At 67.9% G+C, this 17,589-nt stretch carries 25 protein-coding genes and 2 pseudogenes; 8 read left to right on the forward strand and 19 right to left on the reverse strand.

The genetic code is table 11. From position 1 onward, the window contains the following. The first annotated feature begins 355 nt into the window (after positions 1-355). Positions 356-1,378, forward strand: coding sequence for an SDR family NAD(P)-dependent oxidoreductase (locus AAT21_RS21245; RefSeq protein ID WP_157879760.1), 1,023 nt, complete (start codon positions 356-358; stop codon positions 1,376-1,378). On the opposite strand, the gene AAT21_RS21250 is transcribed toward AAT21_RS21245, so the two are convergent. Then, positions 1,375-1,746, reverse strand: a complete 372-nt coding sequence (locus AAT21_RS21250) for a hypothetical protein (protein WP_157879761.1) — start codon at positions 1,744-1,746, stop codon at positions 1,375-1,377. The two genes, AAT21_RS21245 and AAT21_RS21250, sit on opposite strands and share 4 nt — an antisense overlap. Positions 1,747-2,016: 270 nt before the next feature. Here AAT21_RS21250 and AAT21_RS21255 point away from each other — a divergent pair, with 270 nt between their 5' ends. Continuing rightward, the gene (locus tag AAT21_RS21255) at positions 2,017-2,280 is read left to right on the forward strand and encodes a GlsB/YeaQ/YmgE family stress response membrane protein (protein WP_046778338.1); all 264 of its coding nucleotides are present in this window, start codon (positions 2,017-2,019) and stop codon (positions 2,278-2,280) included. A gap of 35 nt (positions 2,281-2,315) precedes the next feature. Here AAT21_RS21255 and AAT21_RS21260 read toward each other — a convergent pair whose 3' ends face one another. From AAT21_RS21260 to AAT21_RS21295, 8 genes are all read right to left on the reverse strand, one after another. After that, positions 2,316-2,654: a gas vesicle protein K gene (locus AAT21_RS21260; protein ID WP_079025864.1), complete on the reverse strand. Its 339-nt coding sequence runs from the start codon at positions 2,652-2,654 to the stop codon at positions 2,316-2,318. Between the two features lie 61 nt (positions 2,655-2,715). Beyond that, positions 2,716-2,961 carry a gas vesicle protein gene (locus tag AAT21_RS21265; RefSeq protein WP_046778340.1) on the reverse strand — a complete coding sequence of 82 codons (246 nt, stop codon included), beginning with the start codon at positions 2,959-2,961 and terminating at the stop codon, positions 2,716-2,718. Next, entirely contained in the window at positions 2,958-3,815 is an 858-nt protein-coding gene (locus AAT21_RS21270; protein ID WP_046778341.1) for a GvpL/GvpF family gas vesicle protein, read from the reverse strand. Before AAT21_RS21270 ends, AAT21_RS21265 begins: the two co-directional genes overlap by 4 nt. Then, a complete protein-coding gene (locus AAT21_RS21275) occupies positions 3,812-4,225 on the reverse strand; it encodes a gas vesicle protein (protein ID WP_046778342.1) in 414 nt (137 codons plus the stop codon). Before AAT21_RS21275 ends, AAT21_RS21270 begins: the two co-directional genes overlap by 4 nt. 22 nt (positions 4,226-4,247) lie before the next feature. Then, entirely contained in the window at positions 4,248-4,496 is a 249-nt protein-coding gene (locus AAT21_RS21280) for a gas vesicle protein GvpG (RefSeq protein WP_046778343.1), read from the reverse strand. A gap of 47 nt (positions 4,497-4,543) precedes the next feature. Next, the gene (locus AAT21_RS21285) at positions 4,544-5,260 is read right to left on the reverse strand and encodes a GvpL/GvpF family gas vesicle protein (RefSeq protein WP_046778344.1); all 717 of its coding nucleotides are present in this window, start codon (positions 5,258-5,260) and stop codon (positions 4,544-4,546) included. Positions 5,261-5,263: 3 nt separating this feature from the next. Continuing rightward, entirely contained in the window at positions 5,264-5,719 is a 456-nt protein-coding gene (gvpJ, locus tag AAT21_RS21290; RefSeq protein WP_046778345.1) for a gas vesicle protein GvpJ, read from the reverse strand. A gap of 27 nt (positions 5,720-5,746) precedes the next feature. Beyond that, the gene (locus AAT21_RS21295) at positions 5,747-6,121 is read right to left on the reverse strand and encodes a gas vesicle protein GvpO (protein WP_063838130.1); all 375 of its coding nucleotides are present in this window, start codon (positions 6,119-6,121) and stop codon (positions 5,747-5,749) included. A gap of 214 nt (positions 6,122-6,335) precedes the next feature. Here AAT21_RS21295 and AAT21_RS38145 point away from each other — a divergent pair, with 214 nt between their 5' ends. Continuing rightward, the gene (locus tag AAT21_RS38145; protein ID WP_046778586.1) at positions 6,336-7,370 is read left to right on the forward strand and encodes a hypothetical protein; all 1,035 of its coding nucleotides are present in this window, start codon (positions 6,336-6,338) and stop codon (positions 7,368-7,370) included. A 2-nt stretch (positions 7,371-7,372) separates the two neighbouring features. Next, positions 7,373-8,449 carry an SRPBCC family protein gene (locus AAT21_RS21305; RefSeq protein ID WP_046778347.1) on the forward strand — a complete coding sequence of 359 codons (1,077 nt, stop codon included), beginning with the start codon at positions 7,373-7,375 and terminating at the stop codon, positions 8,447-8,449. Positions 8,450-9,100: 651 nt separating this feature from the next. Here the strand turns inward: AAT21_RS21305 and AAT21_RS38150 are convergent. The 4 genes from AAT21_RS38150 to AAT21_RS21320 form a co-directional block, all read right to left on the reverse strand. Continuing rightward, positions 9,101-9,271, reverse strand: a complete 171-nt coding sequence (locus tag AAT21_RS38150; protein WP_167350606.1) for a hypothetical protein — start codon at positions 9,269-9,271, stop codon at positions 9,101-9,103. A gap of 101 nt (positions 9,272-9,372) precedes the next feature. Continuing rightward, complete coding sequence (locus AAT21_RS21310; RefSeq protein WP_046778348.1) at positions 9,373-9,546, reverse strand: CsbD family protein; 174 nt, start codon at positions 9,544-9,546, stop codon at positions 9,373-9,375. Between the two features lie 72 nt (positions 9,547-9,618). Further along, a complete protein-coding gene (locus AAT21_RS21315) occupies positions 9,619-10,017 on the reverse strand; it encodes an ATP-binding protein (RefSeq protein WP_046778587.1) in 399 nt (132 codons plus the stop codon). 55 nt (positions 10,018-10,072) lie between these two features. Then, positions 10,073-10,393, reverse strand: coding sequence for an STAS domain-containing protein (locus tag AAT21_RS21320; RefSeq protein WP_046778349.1), 321 nt, complete (start codon positions 10,391-10,393; stop codon positions 10,073-10,075). 299 nt (positions 10,394-10,692) lie between these two features. Here AAT21_RS21320 and AAT21_RS39235 point away from each other — a divergent pair. Beyond that, positions 10,693-10,839 (forward strand): annotated as a pseudogene (locus AAT21_RS39235) (serine/threonine-protein phosphatase); the annotation flags it as partial. A gap of 362 nt (positions 10,840-11,201) precedes the next feature. After that, entirely contained in the window at positions 11,202-11,426 is a 225-nt protein-coding gene (locus AAT21_RS21330; protein ID WP_046778351.1) for a DUF6480 family protein, read from the forward strand. A gap of 45 nt (positions 11,427-11,471) precedes the next feature. Here AAT21_RS21330 and AAT21_RS21335 read toward each other — a convergent pair whose 3' ends face one another. After that, a complete protein-coding gene (locus tag AAT21_RS21335) occupies positions 11,472-11,984 on the reverse strand; it encodes a hypothetical protein (protein WP_046778588.1) in 513 nt (170 codons plus the stop codon). 345 nt (positions 11,985-12,329) lie between these two features. Beyond that, entirely contained in the window at positions 12,330-13,055 is a 726-nt protein-coding gene (locus tag AAT21_RS21340) for a hypothetical protein (protein WP_046778352.1), read from the reverse strand. 240 nt (positions 13,056-13,295) lie between these two features. On the opposite strand from AAT21_RS21340, the gene AAT21_RS21345 reads away from it, so the two are divergent. Together AAT21_RS21345 and AAT21_RS21350 are read left to right on the forward strand one after the other, a co-directional pair. Then, positions 13,296-13,739 (forward strand): hypothetical protein, encoded by a 444-nt coding sequence (locus tag AAT21_RS21345; RefSeq protein WP_046778353.1) that lies wholly within the window; start codon positions 13,296-13,298, stop codon positions 13,737-13,739. Between the two features lie 24 nt (positions 13,740-13,763). Then, a complete protein-coding gene (locus AAT21_RS21350) occupies positions 13,764-14,255 on the forward strand; it encodes a hypothetical protein (RefSeq protein ID WP_046778589.1) in 492 nt (163 codons plus the stop codon). Positions 14,256-14,357: 102 nt separating this feature from the next. Here the strand turns inward: AAT21_RS21350 and AAT21_RS35955 are convergent. The 4 genes and pseudogenes from AAT21_RS35955 to AAT21_RS21365 form a co-directional block, all read right to left on the reverse strand. Continuing rightward, positions 14,358-14,780 (reverse strand): annotated as a pseudogene (locus tag AAT21_RS35955) (transposase); the annotation flags it as partial. A 44-nt stretch (positions 14,781-14,824) separates the two neighbouring features. Then, positions 14,825-15,385, reverse strand: coding sequence for a hemerythrin domain-containing protein (locus AAT21_RS21355; RefSeq protein ID WP_046778354.1), 561 nt, complete (start codon positions 15,383-15,385; stop codon positions 14,825-14,827). A gap of 261 nt (positions 15,386-15,646) precedes the next feature. Next, complete coding sequence (locus AAT21_RS21360; protein WP_046778355.1) at positions 15,647-16,540, reverse strand: glucose 1-dehydrogenase; 894 nt, start codon at positions 16,538-16,540, stop codon at positions 15,647-15,649. 34 nt (positions 16,541-16,574) lie between these two features. Continuing rightward, a complete protein-coding gene (locus tag AAT21_RS21365; protein ID WP_046778356.1) occupies positions 16,575-17,204 on the reverse strand; it encodes a flavodoxin family protein in 630 nt (209 codons plus the stop codon). Positions 17,205-17,589 lie beyond the last annotated feature (385 nt).

Below are 17,589 nucleotides of genomic sequence, written 5' to 3' on the forward strand. Positions count from 1 at the left end.
CCCCGGAGGGACGAGCCCGTGATGACGAGCACCGGCCGGAAGGAGACGACGACGACGGGCCGGCTCTTGGAGCAGGCCATCGTGAAGCTTCTGCAACACCGCGGCCCGACCGCGGCGATCTGCCGGCCGTGACCAGTCGGCGGGCAGCGCGGCGCGCCGGTTCCATGAGGTCGCGCTTGACTGAGCGCACCAGGACCTCATGGCCGCGGCGGCCCGCGCCTCGGAGGGCTCGGGCGACAGACGGCTCGCAGCTGGATCAGGGCGTTGAGGAGGGTGGAGTCGCAGAACTCCGCTCACATTGCGAGTCCCCGCAGCACATAGGTCGCCTGCCCACGGTAAGAAGCGAGGGGTGAGGATGCGCGATGCTGTCGTCGTGGTGACCGGCGCTTCGAGTGGTGTGGGCCGGGCCACGGCCCTTCAGTGCGCGGGCCGCGGGGCGCGTGTGGTGCTGGCAGCCCGGAGTGCCGCCCGGCTGCGCGAGGTGGCGCGAGAGTGCCGGCGCCGCGGTGGTGAAGGCTACGCCGTGCCCACCGACGTGGCCGACGAGATGGCGGTGTGCGACTTGGCCGCTGCCGCCGTTGCACGGTTCGGCAGCATCGACGTCTGGGTCAATGCTGCCGGGATGGGGATACCGGTACCGCTCGATCAGACTCCTGGACGGGATCTGCGGCGGTTGCTAGGGGTCAACGTTCTCGGCGCCGTGCACGGGGCTCGCGCCGCGGTGCCGGTCATGCAGCGGCAGGGCAGGGGGGTCGTCATCGACATAGCATCCTTGCTCGGGACAGTCGTCGAAGCACAGTTCGTGGGCGGCTATGCCATGTCCACGACAGCACTCGTCACGTTCGACGAGGTGCTCAGAGAGGAGCTGGCCTCCATCGGTGAGCACCGGATCGCCGTCTGCACGATCCTGCCCAGTGGTCCACCCAGCCCCATCGGCCGCCGTACGGCCGAGCGCCGCGGCAGCGGTCTGGGGTCGGCTTCCGTCGGCCCTGCCGAGCGCATCGCCCGAGCCGTCGTGCGAACGGCCGTCAGGCCGCGCAACCAGGTTCTCGTCGGGCCGTACGAGGGACCCCTGGCTGCGGCGCACGTGCTCGCACCCGCCACCATGCGTCGGGTCGTGGCGTGGCGCACCGACAGGAACTACTTCGGGGCGGGCGCGGGGGAGCCACACTCCTCCGGCTCCCGCCACGGTGGGGGCCGCCGGAGAGGGGAACGGCTCGGTGTGTGTCGCGGCAGCCTGTGGAGGGCCGGCCGCCGGGTCGGCAGGGCTGCCGCGATGACGGTCGTGCGGGCGGCCGTCCGTCACCACCGGAGAGGCCGGAATCCATATCCGGGTGACCGGGCAGCCGGATATGGATTCGACGGACCGGCGTCCTAGTCCACGATGACCATGGCAGCTGTCGGCTTCGGGCCGACGGCCGCCGGAACCGCTGCATGCGAAGGGTCGCCCGCCACCTCTCTCCAGACACGAACGTACGTGGCTCTCGTTGCCCACACCCCCAGATCCGAGGTGTCCGCGCTGTAGGCCTGCCAGGTTCTGCCCCGTTGGTCGTCGCGGGGCGTGCCGGCCTGCGGCCTGTCGCGCCAGACGGTGACGTTGACGACCCAGCGCATCTCCTGCTTCAGCAGGTGGCCGGCGTCCGCAGGCAGGGCGGGGGCCCTCAGCGAGCCGAGGCGTTCCAGACCGAGGTGGGCGAGCGAGTAGGCGATCGCCTCTCCTCCCACGTCCCCCGTGTCGGGGCGCACCGACACAGAGATCCCCCGGAAATGCGTCGCGTCATACAGCGTCGCAGCGATTGTCGGACTGACGTCTTCCATACGCCGGCTCCCGAACGGGTGGGCATCCGCGCTGCCGCGGCTGCCGCTTGAAGGGACCGCGGTTCGTCCGGCACCTACCCGTACACGGTGCGCGTACGCCCTCCCACCCGCCAGGGCCAGTGCCGCACCCACTCCTGGTTTGAGACGCGGTAGGTGGGCAGACAGCAAGCACAGGATTCATGTGAGAAGAGGCATGTCATGGGCATCATCAGCTGGATCGTGCTGGGGCTGCTCGCCGGGATCATCGCGAAGTTCCTGATGCCGGGCCGCGACCCTGGCGGCTGCATCGTTACACCACTGATCGGCATAGTCGGAGGCCTTCTGGGCGGATGGCTGGGGAAGGTGATCTTTGGAGTCGACTCCATCGACGGCTTCTTCGACCTCTCGACCTGGATCGCCGCCATCGTCGGATCCCTGATCCTCCTCGCCGCGTACCGACTCTTCGTCCGCGTAAAAGACTGATTGCGCCCGGCGAACGGCATGGCCGCACAGGGGCCCTACTCACCGCGCGGGAGCAGCGGGCCGAGGGGCCCCAGGTCGAGGTTGAGGTCTTCGAGTGCGTAGCCGTGTTCGGCACAGAGATCGGAAAGGCTGTCGTGGAGGGCGAGCAAGGTCGCGCCCAGTTCCTCCTCCTGCTCGTCGGTCAGGTCACCGGCGTCCACCCGGCGCAGCGCCTGCCGTTCGATGAGCTGGCGCAGAAGTTCGACGATGGTGAGGACGAGTTTCAGTAGGTCTTCCTCGACGGTGTCGCGATCGGCACGAATGCGGTGTGCGACTCCGGGATGTTCCTCGCAGGAGGCAGGGGGCGGCTGTACGAGCCGGAAGGCGCGCGCCATGGTGTCGCCGACCTCGTCGAGTGCCCCCTCGGCGGGCCGGCGGGGGTGACGCGCGTGGTCGTCAGCGGTCACGGCCGTTCCCCTCCTGCGCGTCCTCGTCCTGCTCGTCCTGCACCGTGCCGGGACTTGTTTCGGAGCTGACGGACACGATGAGGGCGCGCAGTGAGATGCGGACGAGGTCGATGTCCGCGATGGACAGGACGATGTCGCCGACGACGACCACTCCGCCGCTGAGCAGCCGGTCGAGGAGGTCGACCAGAGCGACCTGGCGGCCGGGCAGCGGCTCGTCGTACTCCGCAAGGCTCATGGCGCACGCTCCGCACGCTCGTCACCGTCCGCCGGGACGGGGGCGTCGGCCGGCGCCATGGCGAAGGAGTACGGGGCCCACGGTCCGGTGACCTCGATGCGGATATCGGGGAAGTCCCGGGCGGCATCCGTCATGGCGGCCCGGAACTGCTGCGCGTGTTCGTCGGCGATCAGGTATGCGTCGTTCAGCACGTTCTCCTGCGGGCCGCTCAACGCGCCGCTCTGCGGGGCGTGGCGTATGCGCTGGGAAGTGAAACGGGCTGCGATCGCTTCGATGGTCGCCGCAGCGAGCTGGGCCTGCTCGTAGACCTTCTCGCGGGCGTGGTGCTGAATTCTGCGGCGTTGCAGGTACGCCTTGCCCGGCGTGGTGGGAGGGGCTGTGCCGACTTCACCGGAGGGCTCGCCCGCCGTGGACGCTGCGGGTGGCGGGAGGTAGATCTTCACGCCGTACTCGGTATGGGCCTCAAGCGCCGCCAGTCGTTGGGTGAAGGTCCGGCGCTGTCCGCCGAGAGCTTGCCGCGCCCGCGTGTCGTCCTGGTAGACGGTAGCCATGCGCAGCGGCAGCACCGTCGCTGCGGCGGCGACGGCCTGCACGACATCGTGGTGCGCGCGTGCCACGTTTTCGAGCCATCGGAGGTCTTCGAAGTGCGTCTTGAGGGCGGTCTCGTTGAAGTCGCGGTGCGATACGGGGCTGACGACGAAGGCGAGCGGGTCGGAGGCGGCGTCGGAAGTATCGGCCAGAAGCGTGACGGGTGCGGCGTCGATGCCACGTAGGCCGGACACGACGTCCGTGAGGTGCTCGGTCTGCCTGGTGACGGCGTAGACGTAGGTGAGGGTGCCCGGCTCGGTGCTCACTGCGGACGCTCCCGATTCGTGCGGCTGGACGGTTCACGGCGTCGTTCGTCGGGTTCGGAAGGGTCTGTCTCGCCCGTCCGGTCGCGCCGCAGAGCCTCCAGTTCGGCGCGCAAGCGGCGATTCTCCTGTTCCAGAGGGCTGCCGGTGTGGCGGGAAGACAGGGAGGGGTCGTGTTCCCACCAGTCGATTCCCATTTCCTTGGCCTTGTCCACGGAAGCGATCAAGATCCGGAGTTTGATGGTCAACAGCTCGATGTCGAGCAGGTTGATGCGGATGTCACCGGCGATGACGATGCCCTTGTCCAGGACTCGCTCGAGGATGTCGGCAAGGCTCGACGACGAACTTGAGCCGTAGGGCATCGGGGCGCGGGAGGGGAAGGCTCCGAATCGTTCGGGCAGGGGGTCGGTCACGATGGCGGCCTCGTTTCGGCAGTCACGACATGCCGCGCCGGAATTCTGCGATCTCGGCGAGCCTGTCGAGCAACTGGTTCTCCCTGAGGTCGAACTCTTCCTCGCTGATCTCCCCGTTGAGCAGCTCTTGCTCCAAGTCGCCGAGCTCGCGCCAGACGGGGGCGGGGTCGTAGTACTCCTCCTCGGCCTTTTCGACGACGCGTTCGGCGACCCATGTGACTGCCCGCATCGGTGCGACGGGGAGCGTCAGCAGGTAGGTCAGCAGTCCCATGGTGCTCTCCTCCCTTCAGACGGTGGTGGAAGGGCTGGGTTGACTCCCTACACGAAGCTGTACGGAGGCAGGGGGCCTGCGAAGCGAAGGCCGACGCCTCCATCGAGCTCGCGGCTCAAGTTCGTGTGTGCCGTCAGCAGGTCCTCCTTCTGCTCGTCGGACACGAGGAGCGAGAGGTTGAGGAAGTCGTCTCCCGTCGGTGGGTGGGTGACGTGCGCGCGAGCGAAGGGCAGCAGCGCCTGGACGAGACCGGCGGCAAGTGACTCCTGTCGTGCTTCTACCTCGCGAGCGACCAGTTCACCCAGGGCGAGGGGCAGCTGCGGGTCGGGGTCCCCCGCGCGGATCCGCTCGTTCAGGTCTCCGGCTTCGGGGGAGTCCTGCAGGATCTGGTGCAGCAGCGGCCCCTCATCGTCCTGGGAGACCCGCACGTTGTACTCTGCGCAGCCTTCAAGTCGCCGGAGGGCGTCGAGGTAACCGTCGGCGTTGCTTTCCAGTACCTGCCGGACCGCGCTCTCGTCAGCGGCGATGTAGCCGAACTGCAAGGGCAGAATCGGGCCGTCGGCCATCAGCTGTTCCTGCACCTCCTGGTGCAGAAGGAGGTCCCGGCGCTTCGGCCGGATCTCCTCGGAGACATCACTGACGACTGCGCTCAGGGACCCGGCGGTGACCGAACGCAACGGCGCCGGCTTGGAACCCACGCCGTTCAGGCCGTCGAGACGCCGCGGATGAGTGTCGGCGGCGATCGAGTACACGTAGAGCGCCATGGCTCACTCCTTCTCCCGGCGCACCGGGCGCCGGGCCGGACGGCGCCGTCTGGGAGCTTCCTCTTCCTCCGCTTCCTCGTCCGGTTCCTCACCGCGGGAGGACTTGCCGGTCAGGGAGTCCGTGACCGCTTCGACGGCACCGCTCAGTGCGCCTTTGGACTTTCCCCGGGCACCTCCCTCCACCACCTTGCCCACGACATCCGGCAGCTGCGCCGGGGCCTTGCGGCCGGCTTCCAGGTCGAGTCGGTTGCATGCCTCGGCGAAGCGGAGATAGGTGTCGACGCTGGCCACCACGATGCGCGCGTCGATCTTGATGAGTTCGATGCCCACCACGGAGATGCGCACGAACACGTCGATGACCAGCCCGCGGTCCAGAATGAGCTCAAGGACGTCGTAGAGGCTGCTGGTGTTCCCGCCCCCTCGGGCGATGGCGCTGCCGCCCTGCGGCACCATGGTCATGGCGCTCCTTCCCCCGGCGGCCTGTGCTCAGGTCGGCCGGTCGATCATGCCTCGGGTGTAGCGGCGGGTGCGTTCGTAGGAGATCAGCTCGCCGTCCTCGTCCAACGCCACCTTGTAGCTGGCCATGACGCTGGTGGTGTCCGGGATGCGCTCCAGCTCCACCACCTCCACCTGGGCCACCCAGCCGTCATCCGTGGGCTTCAGTGAGGAAACGGAGTCCGGCGTCCGCCCGAGAAGCTGTGCCAGCTGCTCGGCCGCCGACTGCATCGCCGACGCGGCGTTGCGCACGCCCGCCCGCTTCCGGGCACCGGCGCGCCGTGACGGCTGCCGACCCTGCTGTTCGCCCTCGTCGGCAGTCCGAGAAGGGACCCGCCGCGGGCGTGCGGGTTCTGATGCGGCCATGTGCCACTCCCCTGGGAGACGGCCTCCCAAGAACAAGAATGTCACTAAATCTGCGCATAAGTCCTGGATGGGGGGCAGGTGCTTGTCAGGACAGCCCAGGCAGGACCGATGCGTCGGCCGGAAGAACAAGACGTCCCGCTGAGCTGAACACGTCCTGCTGCGCTGTCGTCCACGTCACCGACAGGTCCGAGGTCCCTGGCCAAAGGGGATGATCATGCAAGACACCACCAAGATTGCGCTCGCAGCCGCGCTGGCTGGGGGCTACGTGCTCGGCCGGGCGAAGAAGGGCCGGATGGCCTTCGCCCTGGCGACTTACCTTGCCGGCCGTCGCTTCGGCCTCGAGCCGGAGCAGCTGCTCAGGCAGGGCATCTCCAAGGTCAAGGAGATGCCGCAGTTCGCCGATCTGAGCGACCAGCTGAGGGGTGAAGCCCTCGATGCCGGTCGGCAGGCTTTGACTGCTGCGGCCAACCGTCAGCTCGCCAGCTTCGCGGACTCGCTGCACGAGCGCACGCTCGAGCTGACGCGTGGTGGCCGGCGGCAGGAGGACGAAGACGAAGAGCCCTATGAGGACGAGGCCGACTCCGACGAGTATGACGAGGAGGAAGAGGAGGAGGGCTACCCCGAAGCCGAAGCCGAAGCCGAAGAGGAGGAGCCTGAGGAAGAAGAGGAGGAGGAAGAGGAGGAGCCAGAGGAAGAGGAAGAAGAGGAGGAGGAAGAAGAGGAAGAAGAGGAACCGAGAGACGAAGAAGAAGGTGCGGAGGAGGACGAGGAGGAAGAGGAACCGGAACCCGCGCCGCGACGGCCCGTCCGCCGTCGTGCACCACAGGCCGCTGACACCCGCCCGCGTGGAGCCACGCAACACCCCCGCGCCCGCAAGAAGTCCACGCCGGCCAAGAAGACCGCGTCAGCCAGAAAGTCCGCTCCCGCTCCCGCAAAGAAGGCCGCTCCCTCGAAGAAGACCGAAGCGAAGAAGCCGGCGGCCAGGAAGACGAGCAGCGGAAAGCCTGCCGCGAAGTCGGCGCCACCTGCGAAGAAGGCCTCAAAAACTACCTCATCGGCCCGGCCCGCCAAGAAGACGGCTACGGCCACTCCGAGGAAACGATCGGCAGGCCAAGGCCCTCCGCGTAAGACAGCTGCGAAGAAGACAGCCGCGAAGAAGACGGCCGCCAAGAAGACAGCAAGCCGAAGTCCGGCACGCAAGACGGCCGCCAAGACGACGGCGTCCCGCAAGCAGTCCGCGCGGAGGTAGCCATGGCAACCTCAGACCGCCCCAGAGGAAGCGAATCCACGACGGGGCTGGACCAACTGCTCGACGAGCTGTCCAAGTTCCTCGGCGCTCAGGCGGAACAGCTGGCCGAGAAGGCAACCGACAAGCTCGGTGACATCACCGACCAGCTTTACGACGTGGCCGAGAACGGCGGAAAGCTCTCCGACGTCGGGGGCATCGGTGCACGGCTCCTTCAGGGTGACTCGCCGCTCAAAGCTGTCGCCGGCCAGACACTGGGAAATCTGAAAGACAAAGTGGCCGACACGGCATCCCAGGTCTTCGGCAAGAAGGGTCGAGGGCGTAAAGGAGGAGGCGGCGTCGTCAACATCATCGAGGCGATGGACATAGGGCTGCCCTTGCGCACCACGTATGACCACTGGACGCAATACGAGAACTTCAGCAGTTTCACCAAGGGCGTACGTGATGTCTCACGCAACGACGACACCACCAGTGACTGGAAAGTCAAAGTCGGCCCGTCAACCCGGGGCTGGAAGGCGACAGTCCAGGAACAGATACCCGACGACCGCATCGTATGGAGCTCCGAGGGGGCCAAAGGTACTACTCGCGGCTGCGTGAGCTTCCACGAACTGGCCCCGTCCCTGACCCGGATCGTCATCGTGGTCGAGTACCACCCGGCAGGACTGTTCGAGAAGACCGGCAACCTGTGGCGGGCTCAGGGCCGCCGTCTGCGCCTGGACCTCAAACACTTCCTGCGCTACGCCACCCTGAGCACGGACGAACCCGAGGGCTGGCGTGGAGAGATCCGTGACGGCGAGGTGGTCCAGACCCACGAAGAGGCTCTCGAAGCGGAAGAGGAACAGGACGCACAGGGCGGGGAGGACGACGAACAGTACGAAGGAGAGAACGAAGAAGAGGAGTACGGGGAGGACGAGGAACCCGACGCGTACGAAGACGAATCCGACTACCCCGACGAGTCCGAGGAAGGGGCGGCAGAGGAAGAGGCCGACGAAGACGAGGCCGACGAGTACGAGGACGACGAATATGAGGACGACGAATATGAGGACTCTCGTCCCCGCCGACGCGTCCGACAGGCGGCCTGAGTCTCTGGGGACCTCGCGCAGGCCGCGGCGCGCTGAGGTCTAGGAAGATGATCCTGATGTCTCCATGGAGGCGGCGCCTGCGGCGCTTCAGCAAGAGGAGGAAAAGACGTCGTGCGCTGCACCGCTGGAAGCCGCGGTCCGTTATACGACGGATCTTCACGCGCCTGGCGGTGTGGGGAGCACGCGCGACGCTCTGGGGCATGCGGCTGGCGGCGCGACGCTTGCTGCGCGCCATCTTCCTTGCCCATTGGGTCTGAGACTGACGGGCCTACCTTGCTGCGCACAGACGGGTGTCTGCTCCGTCCCCGGTGACGCGGACGGTACCCGTGGCTCTGTGCGCGGAGATCGGGTTCTGGCACGACCTCCGTCAAGCGGTCACGGTTGGTGACCAGTGTGCGTTTCGAGTGCGTGATCCGTCCTGGAGAACCCGGTCCCGTCCCCGCCATTGACGCGGTCTCCCGAGCCGGTGACTCGCTGGAATGCCCGCTCCAGCACGTCGATGACCTGCTGGTCGGGCAGTCCTTCGAGTTCATCGACGAAGTCTGCGGCGGGGGAGGGCGAGGGGCCGGACGTGACCGGCCAGGACCGAGCGGCTGGGCACGCCGCCGCGGTCGGCACGCAGCCGACCGCGGCACGGATGGCTCACCGTGATCACAGGAGGGTGTCCTTGCCCTCCTCCTTGAGCTGACGGGCCCGACCCCTGGTCTCCAGAGCCGCACCCTTGGCCGCCAGGGTCTCTTTGCCCATCGCGTGGGCGGTTTTCCGGACGACCTTGCCCGCTACTTGCTCGATCCCAGCTTTGACCTTCTCGCTCGCGCTCATGTCCATCCTCCCGATGTCGGACTCGGGCCTGTGTTCATCGAGGGTCGGCAGGAATTCTCCTGCCGACCCTCGTGCATCTCCACACCCGGCACCCGTAGGGGTCAGTGCTTGAGTGTGTCCTTGGCCTTCTCGGCGGTCTGCTTGGCATCACCTGCAATCTGCTCGCGCCTCCCCTTCATTTCCAGTCCCTCATTGCCGACGACCTTCCCCGTGGTCTCCTTGACCTTTCCCTTGGTCGTCTTGGCTGCACCTTTCACCTTCTTGCCTGCGCCCATGCATTTCACCTCCGTCGGCATTCAGCACCCGGCCTCTACCCGGTCTGGCGACGACAATGCATATATTCGCTCTCATTTGTCACGGTCACATGCGAGGTGGGCGGGGAGGGGGGCGACGATGGTTTTGCCGCCGCGGTGGGAGCGGACGAAGGTGCTGGGGGCAAGGGCCTTCACCATCCGCCATCCGAAGCCGCCGGGGGTGTGCGGGGAGGGCGGCCTCAGGTGCGGCTGGAGAGCCGAGTGGTCGGACACCTCAACGGTGACCTGGCCGCTCCGGGCCGTCACCCGGAAGCCTGTGACCCCTCCTGCGTGACGCAGCGCGTTGGAAACGAGCTCACTCACCACCGTCAGCACATCGGAGACCAGTGCGGGGGGTGCGTCCTCCTCGGCCAGGACAAGGCGTGCGGTCTCCCTTGCCTGCGCACACGTCATCCCGGCCGCCAGACCCGACGTGCCGATGCGGGGCCTCATGCTCCTCTGCTTCCCCAGGTGTGACAAGAGATTCCGGCCCTGCACCCGCAGCGGTTCATCCGGCTTGGCCAGTGGTGTCGCGAATTTCGAAAAGAGGCAGCGCTCCGGTCATCTCCAACATCCTGCGCAGCTGGCTGGGAAGCGGGCCCTGGAGGGCCAGCGCACGGGTGTTCCGCAGCCGGATCAGGGCGTTGAGGAAGCTGGAGTCGCCGAACGACACCTGCCGCACGTCGACAATCAGGAGGCTGGCCGGCACCGGCCGGACGTCGCAGGCATCCATCAGCAGTCCCGTGGTGTCCAGGTCGAACTCGCCGGAGCAGACGACCACCCGCACACCGTCGGCCTCGGCCCTGACCGTCACCTGCGGCGCATGCATTTTGCCTCCGGAAACACGAGCGGATCTGACCACGCTGACCGTATGGGATGCCTATCACAGGCCGTAAGCCACGAAACGAAGCTTCAGAAGCTTCGCCGGATGACCTTGAATGCGTATACCTGCGTGTCGTCGATGTGGACGGGCAGGGTGGGCAGGGTGGGCTGGTCAGCGGGGGCACGCTCTCCCCAGGTTCATGCGAACCTCCCCGCGCCGCACAGGTACCGCTGTCCGGGCAGAGCATGTACGACGAGGTGGAGCTGTTCCTCACCGAAGCGACACCGCAGGTGCTGGAGCAGGTCGAACAGGCCCGCCGGACGCACCAGACCCTCCTCGACCACGGCCACCGCAGCATCGCCACCGGCCAGCTCCTGCGGATCGCTCTGGTCGGCACTCACAGCCGGCTGGTCAACGCCGGCCAACCCCGGCCGCTGCGGGTACGCAACGGGCTGGCACGGCCCCGTCCGAGGCGCCGCAGGCCACACCGAATGAGGTGTCGACGGTGGGAGACGCGGCCCCCGGCTCACGTCCGTCGATGTCGCCTGCCGGCCCACCACGCCGCAACGGCCACCCCGGTAGCGGCCACTACCCATACTCGACGACGGGACAGGACGGCCGGCGTCGCTGGGACGCCATGGGAGGCCTCGCCTTGCCCCGCCGGGCGACAAGCAGACGCAGCTGCGCATGGGGCAGGCCGACGTCCACCGGGGTGTCGAGGGAGGGGTGAGCAGACACGGGGCGGGTAGGCGCCGGGAGTCCTGGCCGACGTGTAGGCCGGCCGGGCGCGGCCTTCGAGGAGAGGGAGGCAGACATGTCAGCACGTATTCCGGACCCAGAGCCGCGCAACGCGTCCCGGCCCTACGAGGGGGTGCCTCCCGGCGAAACCCCGCCCGGCGAGTCGAGCACCGGCTCCGGCGCGGGCCCGTACCGTCCCCTGACCCGCGGATGGGGCAAGGGCCCCCTGGTGGTGATCTGCCTCGTGGCCCTGGCCTGCGCCCTGTTCTTCCTCGCCTACGCCATCATGCTCAACGTGTGAGCGGCGCCGACGGCGCGCACACGGCCTGCCGGCCGGCGTTTCGGCCTACTTCACAGCGGCGTTCTCGTTGTCCAGCAGGTCCAGCAGCAGTGCCCGGTGAAGGGCGGCGACCGGTTCGAGCAGATCCGGGTGGCGCAGCAGGGGAGCGGCGTCGTGTTCGTGGTCCCCGGGGTGCGTGAGACGGGTGAGTTCGCCGGCCTGGCCACGGTCTACGAGCTGGTGGGCGTCGGTGGCGAGGGCAGGGGTGGCGAGGAGGCAGGCGGCCCAGCTGACGACGGTCTCGTCCACCCAGGTCCGCCAGCCGGCGTCGGTGTCCGGGCTGTCCGGGCTGTGCTCGGCGCCGGTCAGCCAGTCCAGCCGGGCGCTACCGCCCGGGCCGAGGAGGTGCAGGAGCTGGGCGTCGAGCGGGGTCGGGTAGCGCAGGGCGGCGGCCAGAGTGACGGCCTGCCGGGCCTGAGCCTCAGCCAGGGCCCGGCTGAACGCGCCCGGGGCGGGCGGGAAAGCGGTCAGGAGCCAGCGGGTGCCGGCGGCTATGACGGGTGTGAGTTCGGCGGACACGGCGGCTTCCTCGGGGGCGTGCTCGCCCTGTCCCATGGGGTTCGCGAGCTGCGGCGCGAAGCTGCGCCGCTCCGCTCGTGGCCGACCAGCGTAGCCGCAAGGGTCAGCCGTGCGGCATGACGCACGTCACCGTTCGCCCGCAGGCGGCGGGCCCGGATGGGTGTATGCGGGCCCGCCCCCCAAGACCGTGTCCTATGTGGTGAGGCGGGTCAGCCGCTTGTAGCAGCAGAGGGCTGCTGCTACAGGGCTGTCCCGTAAATGATCTCCGAGTCGGGGCTATCCAGGACGACTCAGACGCCGTGATCACTGCTGCCATGCGGAGATCATCCCGCACGGCGGGAACGCCTACGTGGACTGCAACTCGCGAACTCGGGCACGGAAGATGCGCCAGCGCCGCTCGTTGTCGTGCACCAGCGTTGCCGACTCCGTCATCAGATCAGCTGCCCGGTCCAGCAGCTCGGAAGCCGAATACAGGTAGGCGGGGGCCGTACGCCCGCCCCCCAGATCGGCCCGCAGCGCCGCCGGAGCGAAGTCGATGCAGGCCAGCAGGTCAAGAGCGCGCCGCAACAGCCGTGCGACCAGGGCCTGGAGGCCCGCCGACTGCCAGTCGTTGGCGATGATCCGATGCCGCTCCCCGAGCAGGTCGACCAGCGCGGGATAGGCAGCCAGGCCCCCCGCGATCTCCCACGCCTGCTCCATCGCACCGGCCAGCCAGGCACCCGTCTGCTCGACGTCATCCGCCAGCAGCCCGACCTCACGTTTCAGTCGCTGTAGTTCGACCGGCTCGCCCTCCCCTTCCATGAAGAGGATCCCCGACGCCGCGGCAAGCCCGGGGGCATTAAGGTCCTCCGTGCCGGCGAACGCGGCCGCCGACGTCTGCTCACCCACGCCTACCACGCTCCACCGGTCGGCCAGCGTCTTCAGCGCCCGAGACCGCGCCTGCAGCTCGGCGGCCTGCCGCAACGGAGCCTGCGAGTAGTACTCCTCATGCTCGCGATGGAACCGCGCGAGATTGTCGATCAACTGCAACAGCGACTCAGGAGGGCTGAGCTGCGCCTCGTCCTCGGCCATGTCAGCAGTGTGCACCAGGTCCCACGGGCACAGACGTCCAGCCACGCCCGCACGCGTCGGATGCGAGCCGCGCGGCCCTCACAGATCTCTACGGGACAGCCCTTGGCTAAGTTAGGCCGAGAAAGGCCAGGTAGTTGCGGGGGTCACTGCAATTTCTTCAGGCAGTACGACCCGGAAGCGGCGCGTTATCTGACGACGGATCCGCTCGGGCTGATTGCCGCTCCCGATCCGTCCTCCTGTGTGCACAATCCTCTGACGTGGTGCGATCCTCTCGGTCTGGCCCTTGACTGCACGCCGCTGAGAGAGGGCTACACCTTTCAGCCGGGCTTCGAAAAGGGGCCGTACCGCATTGACGTTGTAGATAAGCGCATCGCGGACATGCGTGAGATCTACGGAATCAAGCCCAAAGATCCCGACGCCATGATCGGCGTCATCGGGACCCGGATCACCAGTAAAACCCTCTGGAACAACGGGCCCTACCGCATCGACGTGGAGAATCCGGATCCCGGCGGTGGAGCCGGTCAGCTGTACTTCCAGGACCAGTCCAACAAGGGGGCCAAGTGCCAGTACAATTTCGAGACCAATCGGTTCGACGGCCTTCCGCGATATCCAGAAGGCGGTAGGGAATACTCCGGGTTTATCGGAGGCATCAGGAAGGGGCTCTCCGCACTCGGAGAGGGGTGACAAGCCATGCGTATGAACCGGAAAATGACAGAACTCCTGGCGCAGTACCCGCCGACAGGGCTCACGGACGATGACATCCCGTCCCTGTTTCGTGAGGTAAAGGAGGAGGGCTGGTCATACACGCCCAACGGGGCCCGCGTGCTGACCGGGCTCCTTCCTGATTTCGCCGCCTCATACTCCGACGTGCTCCGGGAGGAGACGTCGATCAACGGGCGGGGTATGACGGACTACGACCTCCCCGTGGCGGAATCCGAGCGCACGAGGCCCCTCCTGAGGCGCTGCCTCGCCTACGCCCTCGCTTGCCTCGACGAGGCGGAGAAGAAATTCGGCGACCAGGAGGTACGGTCCTACGTCGTCCTTTCCTTGGGGGGTGTCGACGACGACCTCCTGACGGCCACCGTCACCTTCTGCACACACGACCCGAACACCAACCCCTATATTCCGGACCTCGAGAACGTTCAGAACGAGGCCGTTGCCGAACTCACCTCGTCCGACGGACGTGTGTGGTGTCCATAGGACGGCTGCTGGGGAAGGGCGGGCGCTGCGCTTCATGGCGCCCGCACGGTCTGGACCGGGCCGGTCCGGCGACCGTCGAGTGGGGCGGGGTCGTGCGGAGCGCAGGGTGACGCCGCTTGCGAGTTGATGCCGATCCGGTGGCCGAGGGCCGCATCCCTGCCGATGAACGCCGCCGTCACCTCGCAGGTGAACCCGACCGAGGCGCCGACGCACACGACGCTGCCTCACCGCGGGCGCCGAGCTCGTCAGCACCAGGCGGTGGAGCTTGGCCCACACCCGGGCCTTGCTCCACTCGGAGAAGCGCCGGTGGGCTGTTGCCCCCGACGGCCCGAACGATGCCGTCGGCAGTTGCTGCCACGTACAGCCCGACGTGGCCACGAACACGATCGCGGCCAGCACTTCCCGATCACTGTGCCGGCGCCGGCCACCGCCCCGAGACCGGGACGGAGCCTCCGGCACCACCCGCTGGAACAACACCCACAACTCATCCGGCACCAGCCGCTCAACAATCCCCACCACGACCAACAGCCGTAGCCAAGCATCCGAATGAGATGAGTTCTAAGGCGGGTTCAGGACTTGCCACGACCGGTCACGAAGTCGCGTGCCCGGTCCACCAGGCCGGCGCCCGGTGCCAGGAGCTTGCTGGCCGTGGGGCTGCTCGGGGCGGCGGGGTGCGGGCGGGTGGGCGCCATGGTCTTCGCGCGGCGGATCTTGTCACCGAGGTCGTCCAGCTGCTGCGGGGTGCAGGCTCGCTCCAGCATCGGGAAGAGATTGCTTTCCTCGTCCTGGACGTGGGCGGCGACCTCGTCCATGAGATCCTGCAGGAGCGGGCTCATCTGCGCGTCGTCGGTGTCCATCTTCTCCAGCTGCTTGAGCAGCTTCTCCACCCGACCGTGATCCTCGACCTCCTTGTCCGCCATCCCGTCGCCCCCGGGGACGTGCTTGCGTACCGCCGGGTAGAGGTACTGCTCCTCGGCGACCGAGTGCCGCACCAGCTCGATGGTGATCTCGTCGATGAGATCACGAAGCCCCTGCCCGCCGCCGGTCATGGCCTGGAGACGGCTGAACATCTCCTCCACCTCCCGGTGGTCGGCCATCAGCTCGTCGATCACATTCCCGCCGTGTCCCATCTCGCCTCCATGCGTATTTCGTGGTGGTGCCGCTCCGGCCCGATCCGATCGCTTCCCCGCCGCGCCTGGTGGCGCCCGGTCGCACAGGGCCTCTCATTCGTATGGCGGGAGACAGCCGTCCTGTCACCGGACAGACGAGACGAGACGGAAGGCGGGTGCCTCACAGCCGGCCGGTTCTGCGTGCTCTGCCAGCGGAGCTGTTCGGGGACGCCCCGCGCCATTCGAGGAGGAGGGCGATCCGGCGCAGAGCGTCGTCCGGGGTCATGGCAGAGGTGTTCCACCGGTGGCGTTGACGATCTCGCCGGTGATGTAGGAGGCCTGGTCGGAGGCGAGGAAGACGTACGCGGGTGCCATCTCCGCCGGCTGCGCGGGCCGGCCCAGCGGCGACTGTTCGCCGAACTTCGTCGGGTCGGGCATCGTCGCCGGAATCAGCGGGGTCCACACCGGTCCCGGCGCCACGGCGTTCGCCCGGATACCGCGCTCGGCGAGCATCTGGGCCAGGCTGTGGGTGAAGGAGATGATCGCGGACTTGGTCATGGCGTAGTCGAGGAGGTGCGGGCTGGGCTGGTAGCCCTGTACGGAGGCGGTGTTGATCACCGAGCCCCCGCGGGGCATGTGGGCGAGCGCGGCCTTGGTGAGCCAGAACATCCCGTACAGGTTGGTCTTCATCACCCGGTCGAACTGCTCGGTGGTGATCGCCTCGATCCCGTCCGGCTGCGCCATCTGATAGGCCGCGTTGTTGACGAGCAGGTCGATGCCGCCCAGCTCGCCGACCGCCTTGTCAACGAGGGCGGTGCACTCGCCTTCGTGCCGGATGTCGCAGGCGACGGCTACCGCTGTGCGGCCGGCTTCGTGGATCAGCCGGGCGGTCTCCTCGGCCTCCTCGGCTTCCTCGGGCAGGTGGGTGAAGACGACGTCGGCGCCTTCCCGCGCGAAGGCCAGGCAGACGGCCCGGCCGATTCCCGAGTCCCCGCCGGTGACCAGCGCCTTGCGGCCACGCAGCAGCCCGTGGCCTTCGTAGTCGGTCTCGCCGTGGTCCGGGCGGGGATTCATCGCCTCGGTCGAGCCGGGATGGTCCTGGTCCTGCTCGGGAAATGGGGGCCGGGGGTGCAGGGCCACCGGATCGGTGAGGTGGGCCTGCTCGTGGGAGGGCATCGCGGTCTCCTTCCGGCACGGCCAATGGCCGGTGTCAGGTAGAGGGCGGGTACGACGCGGCCTTGAGGCGGCGCGCCAGGTGTGCGGTGTTCGCGGCGAGGGTTTCGGTGGTGGCCGCGGTCTTCTCGGGAGTCTTCTCGAGATCCTGGTAGTCGGTGCCCTGCATGGCCTCGCCGACCCAGTAGGTGGCGGCGTTCGGGGCGAGGGAGAAGCCGACGTCGTTGAGGCCTTGGAAGAGCTCGGCGCTGACATGGTGTGCACCGTCCTCGTTGCCGACGACGCAGACCGCGGCGGCCTTGCCGTAGGTGAGCATGCGGCCTTCGCCGTCGCTCTCGCCCAGTTCGGCGTCGAGGCGCTCCAGGACCCGTTGGGCGATGCTGGAAGGGTGGCCGAGCCAGATCGGCGTGGACAGGATCAGGATGTCGCAGCCCAGGATCGTGTCGCGGATCTCCGGCCAGGCATCACCGTCCCCCATGTCTACCTCGACGCCCGCTTTGACGTCGTGGTCGGCGATCCGGATCACCTTTCCGGTGACGCCGTGATCCGCCAGGGCGGCCATGGTCTGCTCGGCCAGCAACTGGGAGCTGGACCGCTTCGGCGACGGCGAAAGCGTGCAGACCAGCGCGACGGCGCGCAGAGGTGTGGTTTCGGTGGTGATGTCCATGTGGTCCGGCTACCCCGATGGTCATGCCGTATCCCTCGCCCATGTGCCGGGGGATAGTGGCCGGCGGATCCACGCTCGGCCGTCCGGCCGCGTCCTGGCCTGTTCTGTACGGCCTGGCTGATCGATCACCGGACCGGGTTCCATACGCTGGTTTGTGACCGTCTCGGGACGGCCGCGGCCTCGCGGCCGCCGCCGGGGGACCGCGAGCCGCCCAGGTGTACCGACTGGCGGAGCATCACACGGCGGGTGCTTCGGCGATCCACTGGGCGAGGGAGAGCAGAGTGGTTTCGGCACTGCTCGCCATGTAGTCGCTGAGGGCGTCGAGCTCTCCGCGGGTGGAGCCCAGCACAGGGTCGAGGCGCAGGAGTTGCCAGGACTGCTCGAC

The organism is Streptomyces yangpuensis (genome assembly GCF_001005295.1).
GTDB classification, from domain to species: domain Bacteria; phylum Actinomycetota; class Actinomycetes; order Streptomycetales; family Streptomycetaceae; genus Streptomyces; species Streptomyces yangpuensis.

Bases quoted from the DNA above. Each gene is read 5' to 3' on its own strand.
- AAT21_RS21245 (WP_157879760.1), top strand. From the start codon at position 356: ATGCGCGATGCTGTCGTCGTGGTGACCGGCGCTTCGAGTGGTGTGGGC.
- AAT21_RS21255 (WP_046778338.1), top strand. From the start codon at position 2,017: ATGGGCATCATCAGCTGGATCGTGCTGGGGCTGCTCGCCGGGATCATC.
- AAT21_RS21260 (WP_079025864.1), bottom strand. From the start codon at position 2,654: ATGGCGCGCGCCTTCCGGCTCGTACAGCCGCCCCCTGCCTCCTGCGAG.
- AAT21_RS21265 (WP_046778340.1), bottom strand. From the start codon at position 2,961: ATGAGCCTTGCGGAGTACGACGAGCCGCTGCCCGGCCGCCAGGTCGCT.
- AAT21_RS21280 (WP_046778343.1), bottom strand. From the start codon at position 4,496: ATGGGACTGCTGACCTACCTGCTGACGCTCCCCGTCGCACCGATGCGG.
- AAT21_RS21285 (WP_046778344.1), bottom strand. From the start codon at position 5,260: ATGGCGCTCTACGTGTACTCGATCGCCGCCGACACTCATCCGCGGCGT.
- gvpJ (WP_046778345.1), bottom strand. From the start codon at position 5,719: ATGACCATGGTGCCGCAGGGCGGCAGCGCCATCGCCCGAGGGGGCGGG.
- AAT21_RS21295 (WP_063838130.1), bottom strand. From the start codon at position 6,121: ATGGCCGCATCAGAACCCGCACGCCCGCGGCGGGTCCCTTCTCGGACT.
- AAT21_RS38145 (WP_046778586.1), top strand. From the start codon at position 6,336: ATGCAAGACACCACCAAGATTGCGCTCGCAGCCGCGCTGGCTGGGGGC.
- AAT21_RS21305 (WP_046778347.1), top strand. From the start codon at position 7,373: ATGGCAACCTCAGACCGCCCCAGAGGAAGCGAATCCACGACGGGGCTG.
- AAT21_RS38150 (WP_167350606.1), bottom strand. From the start codon at position 9,271: ATGAGCGCGAGCGAGAAGGTCAAAGCTGGGATCGAGCAAGTAGCGGGC.
- AAT21_RS21310 (WP_046778348.1), bottom strand. From the start codon at position 9,546: ATGGGCGCAGGCAAGAAGGTGAAAGGTGCAGCCAAGACGACCAAGGGA.
- AAT21_RS21315 (WP_046778587.1), bottom strand. From the start codon at position 10,017: ATGAGGCCCCGCATCGGCACGTCGGGTCTGGCGGCCGGGATGACGTGT.
- AAT21_RS21320 (WP_046778349.1), bottom strand. From the start codon at position 10,393: ATGCATGCGCCGCAGGTGACGGTCAGGGCCGAGGCCGACGGTGTGCGG.
- AAT21_RS21330 (WP_046778351.1), top strand. From the start codon at position 11,202: ATGTCAGCACGTATTCCGGACCCAGAGCCGCGCAACGCGTCCCGGCCC.
- AAT21_RS21340 (WP_046778352.1), bottom strand. From the start codon at position 13,055: ATGGCCGAGGACGAGGCGCAGCTCAGCCCTCCTGAGTCGCTGTTGCAG.
- AAT21_RS21350 (WP_046778589.1), top strand. From the start codon at position 13,764: ATGACAGAACTCCTGGCGCAGTACCCGCCGACAGGGCTCACGGACGAT.
- AAT21_RS21355 (WP_046778354.1), bottom strand. From the start codon at position 15,385: ATGGGACACGGCGGGAATGTGATCGACGAGCTGATGGCCGACCACCGG.
- AAT21_RS21360 (WP_046778355.1), bottom strand. From the start codon at position 16,540: ATGCCCTCCCACGAGCAGGCCCACCTCACCGATCCGGTGGCCCTGCAC.
- AAT21_RS21365 (WP_046778356.1), bottom strand. From the start codon at position 17,204: ATGGACATCACCACCGAAACCACACCTCTGCGCGCCGTCGCGCTGGTC.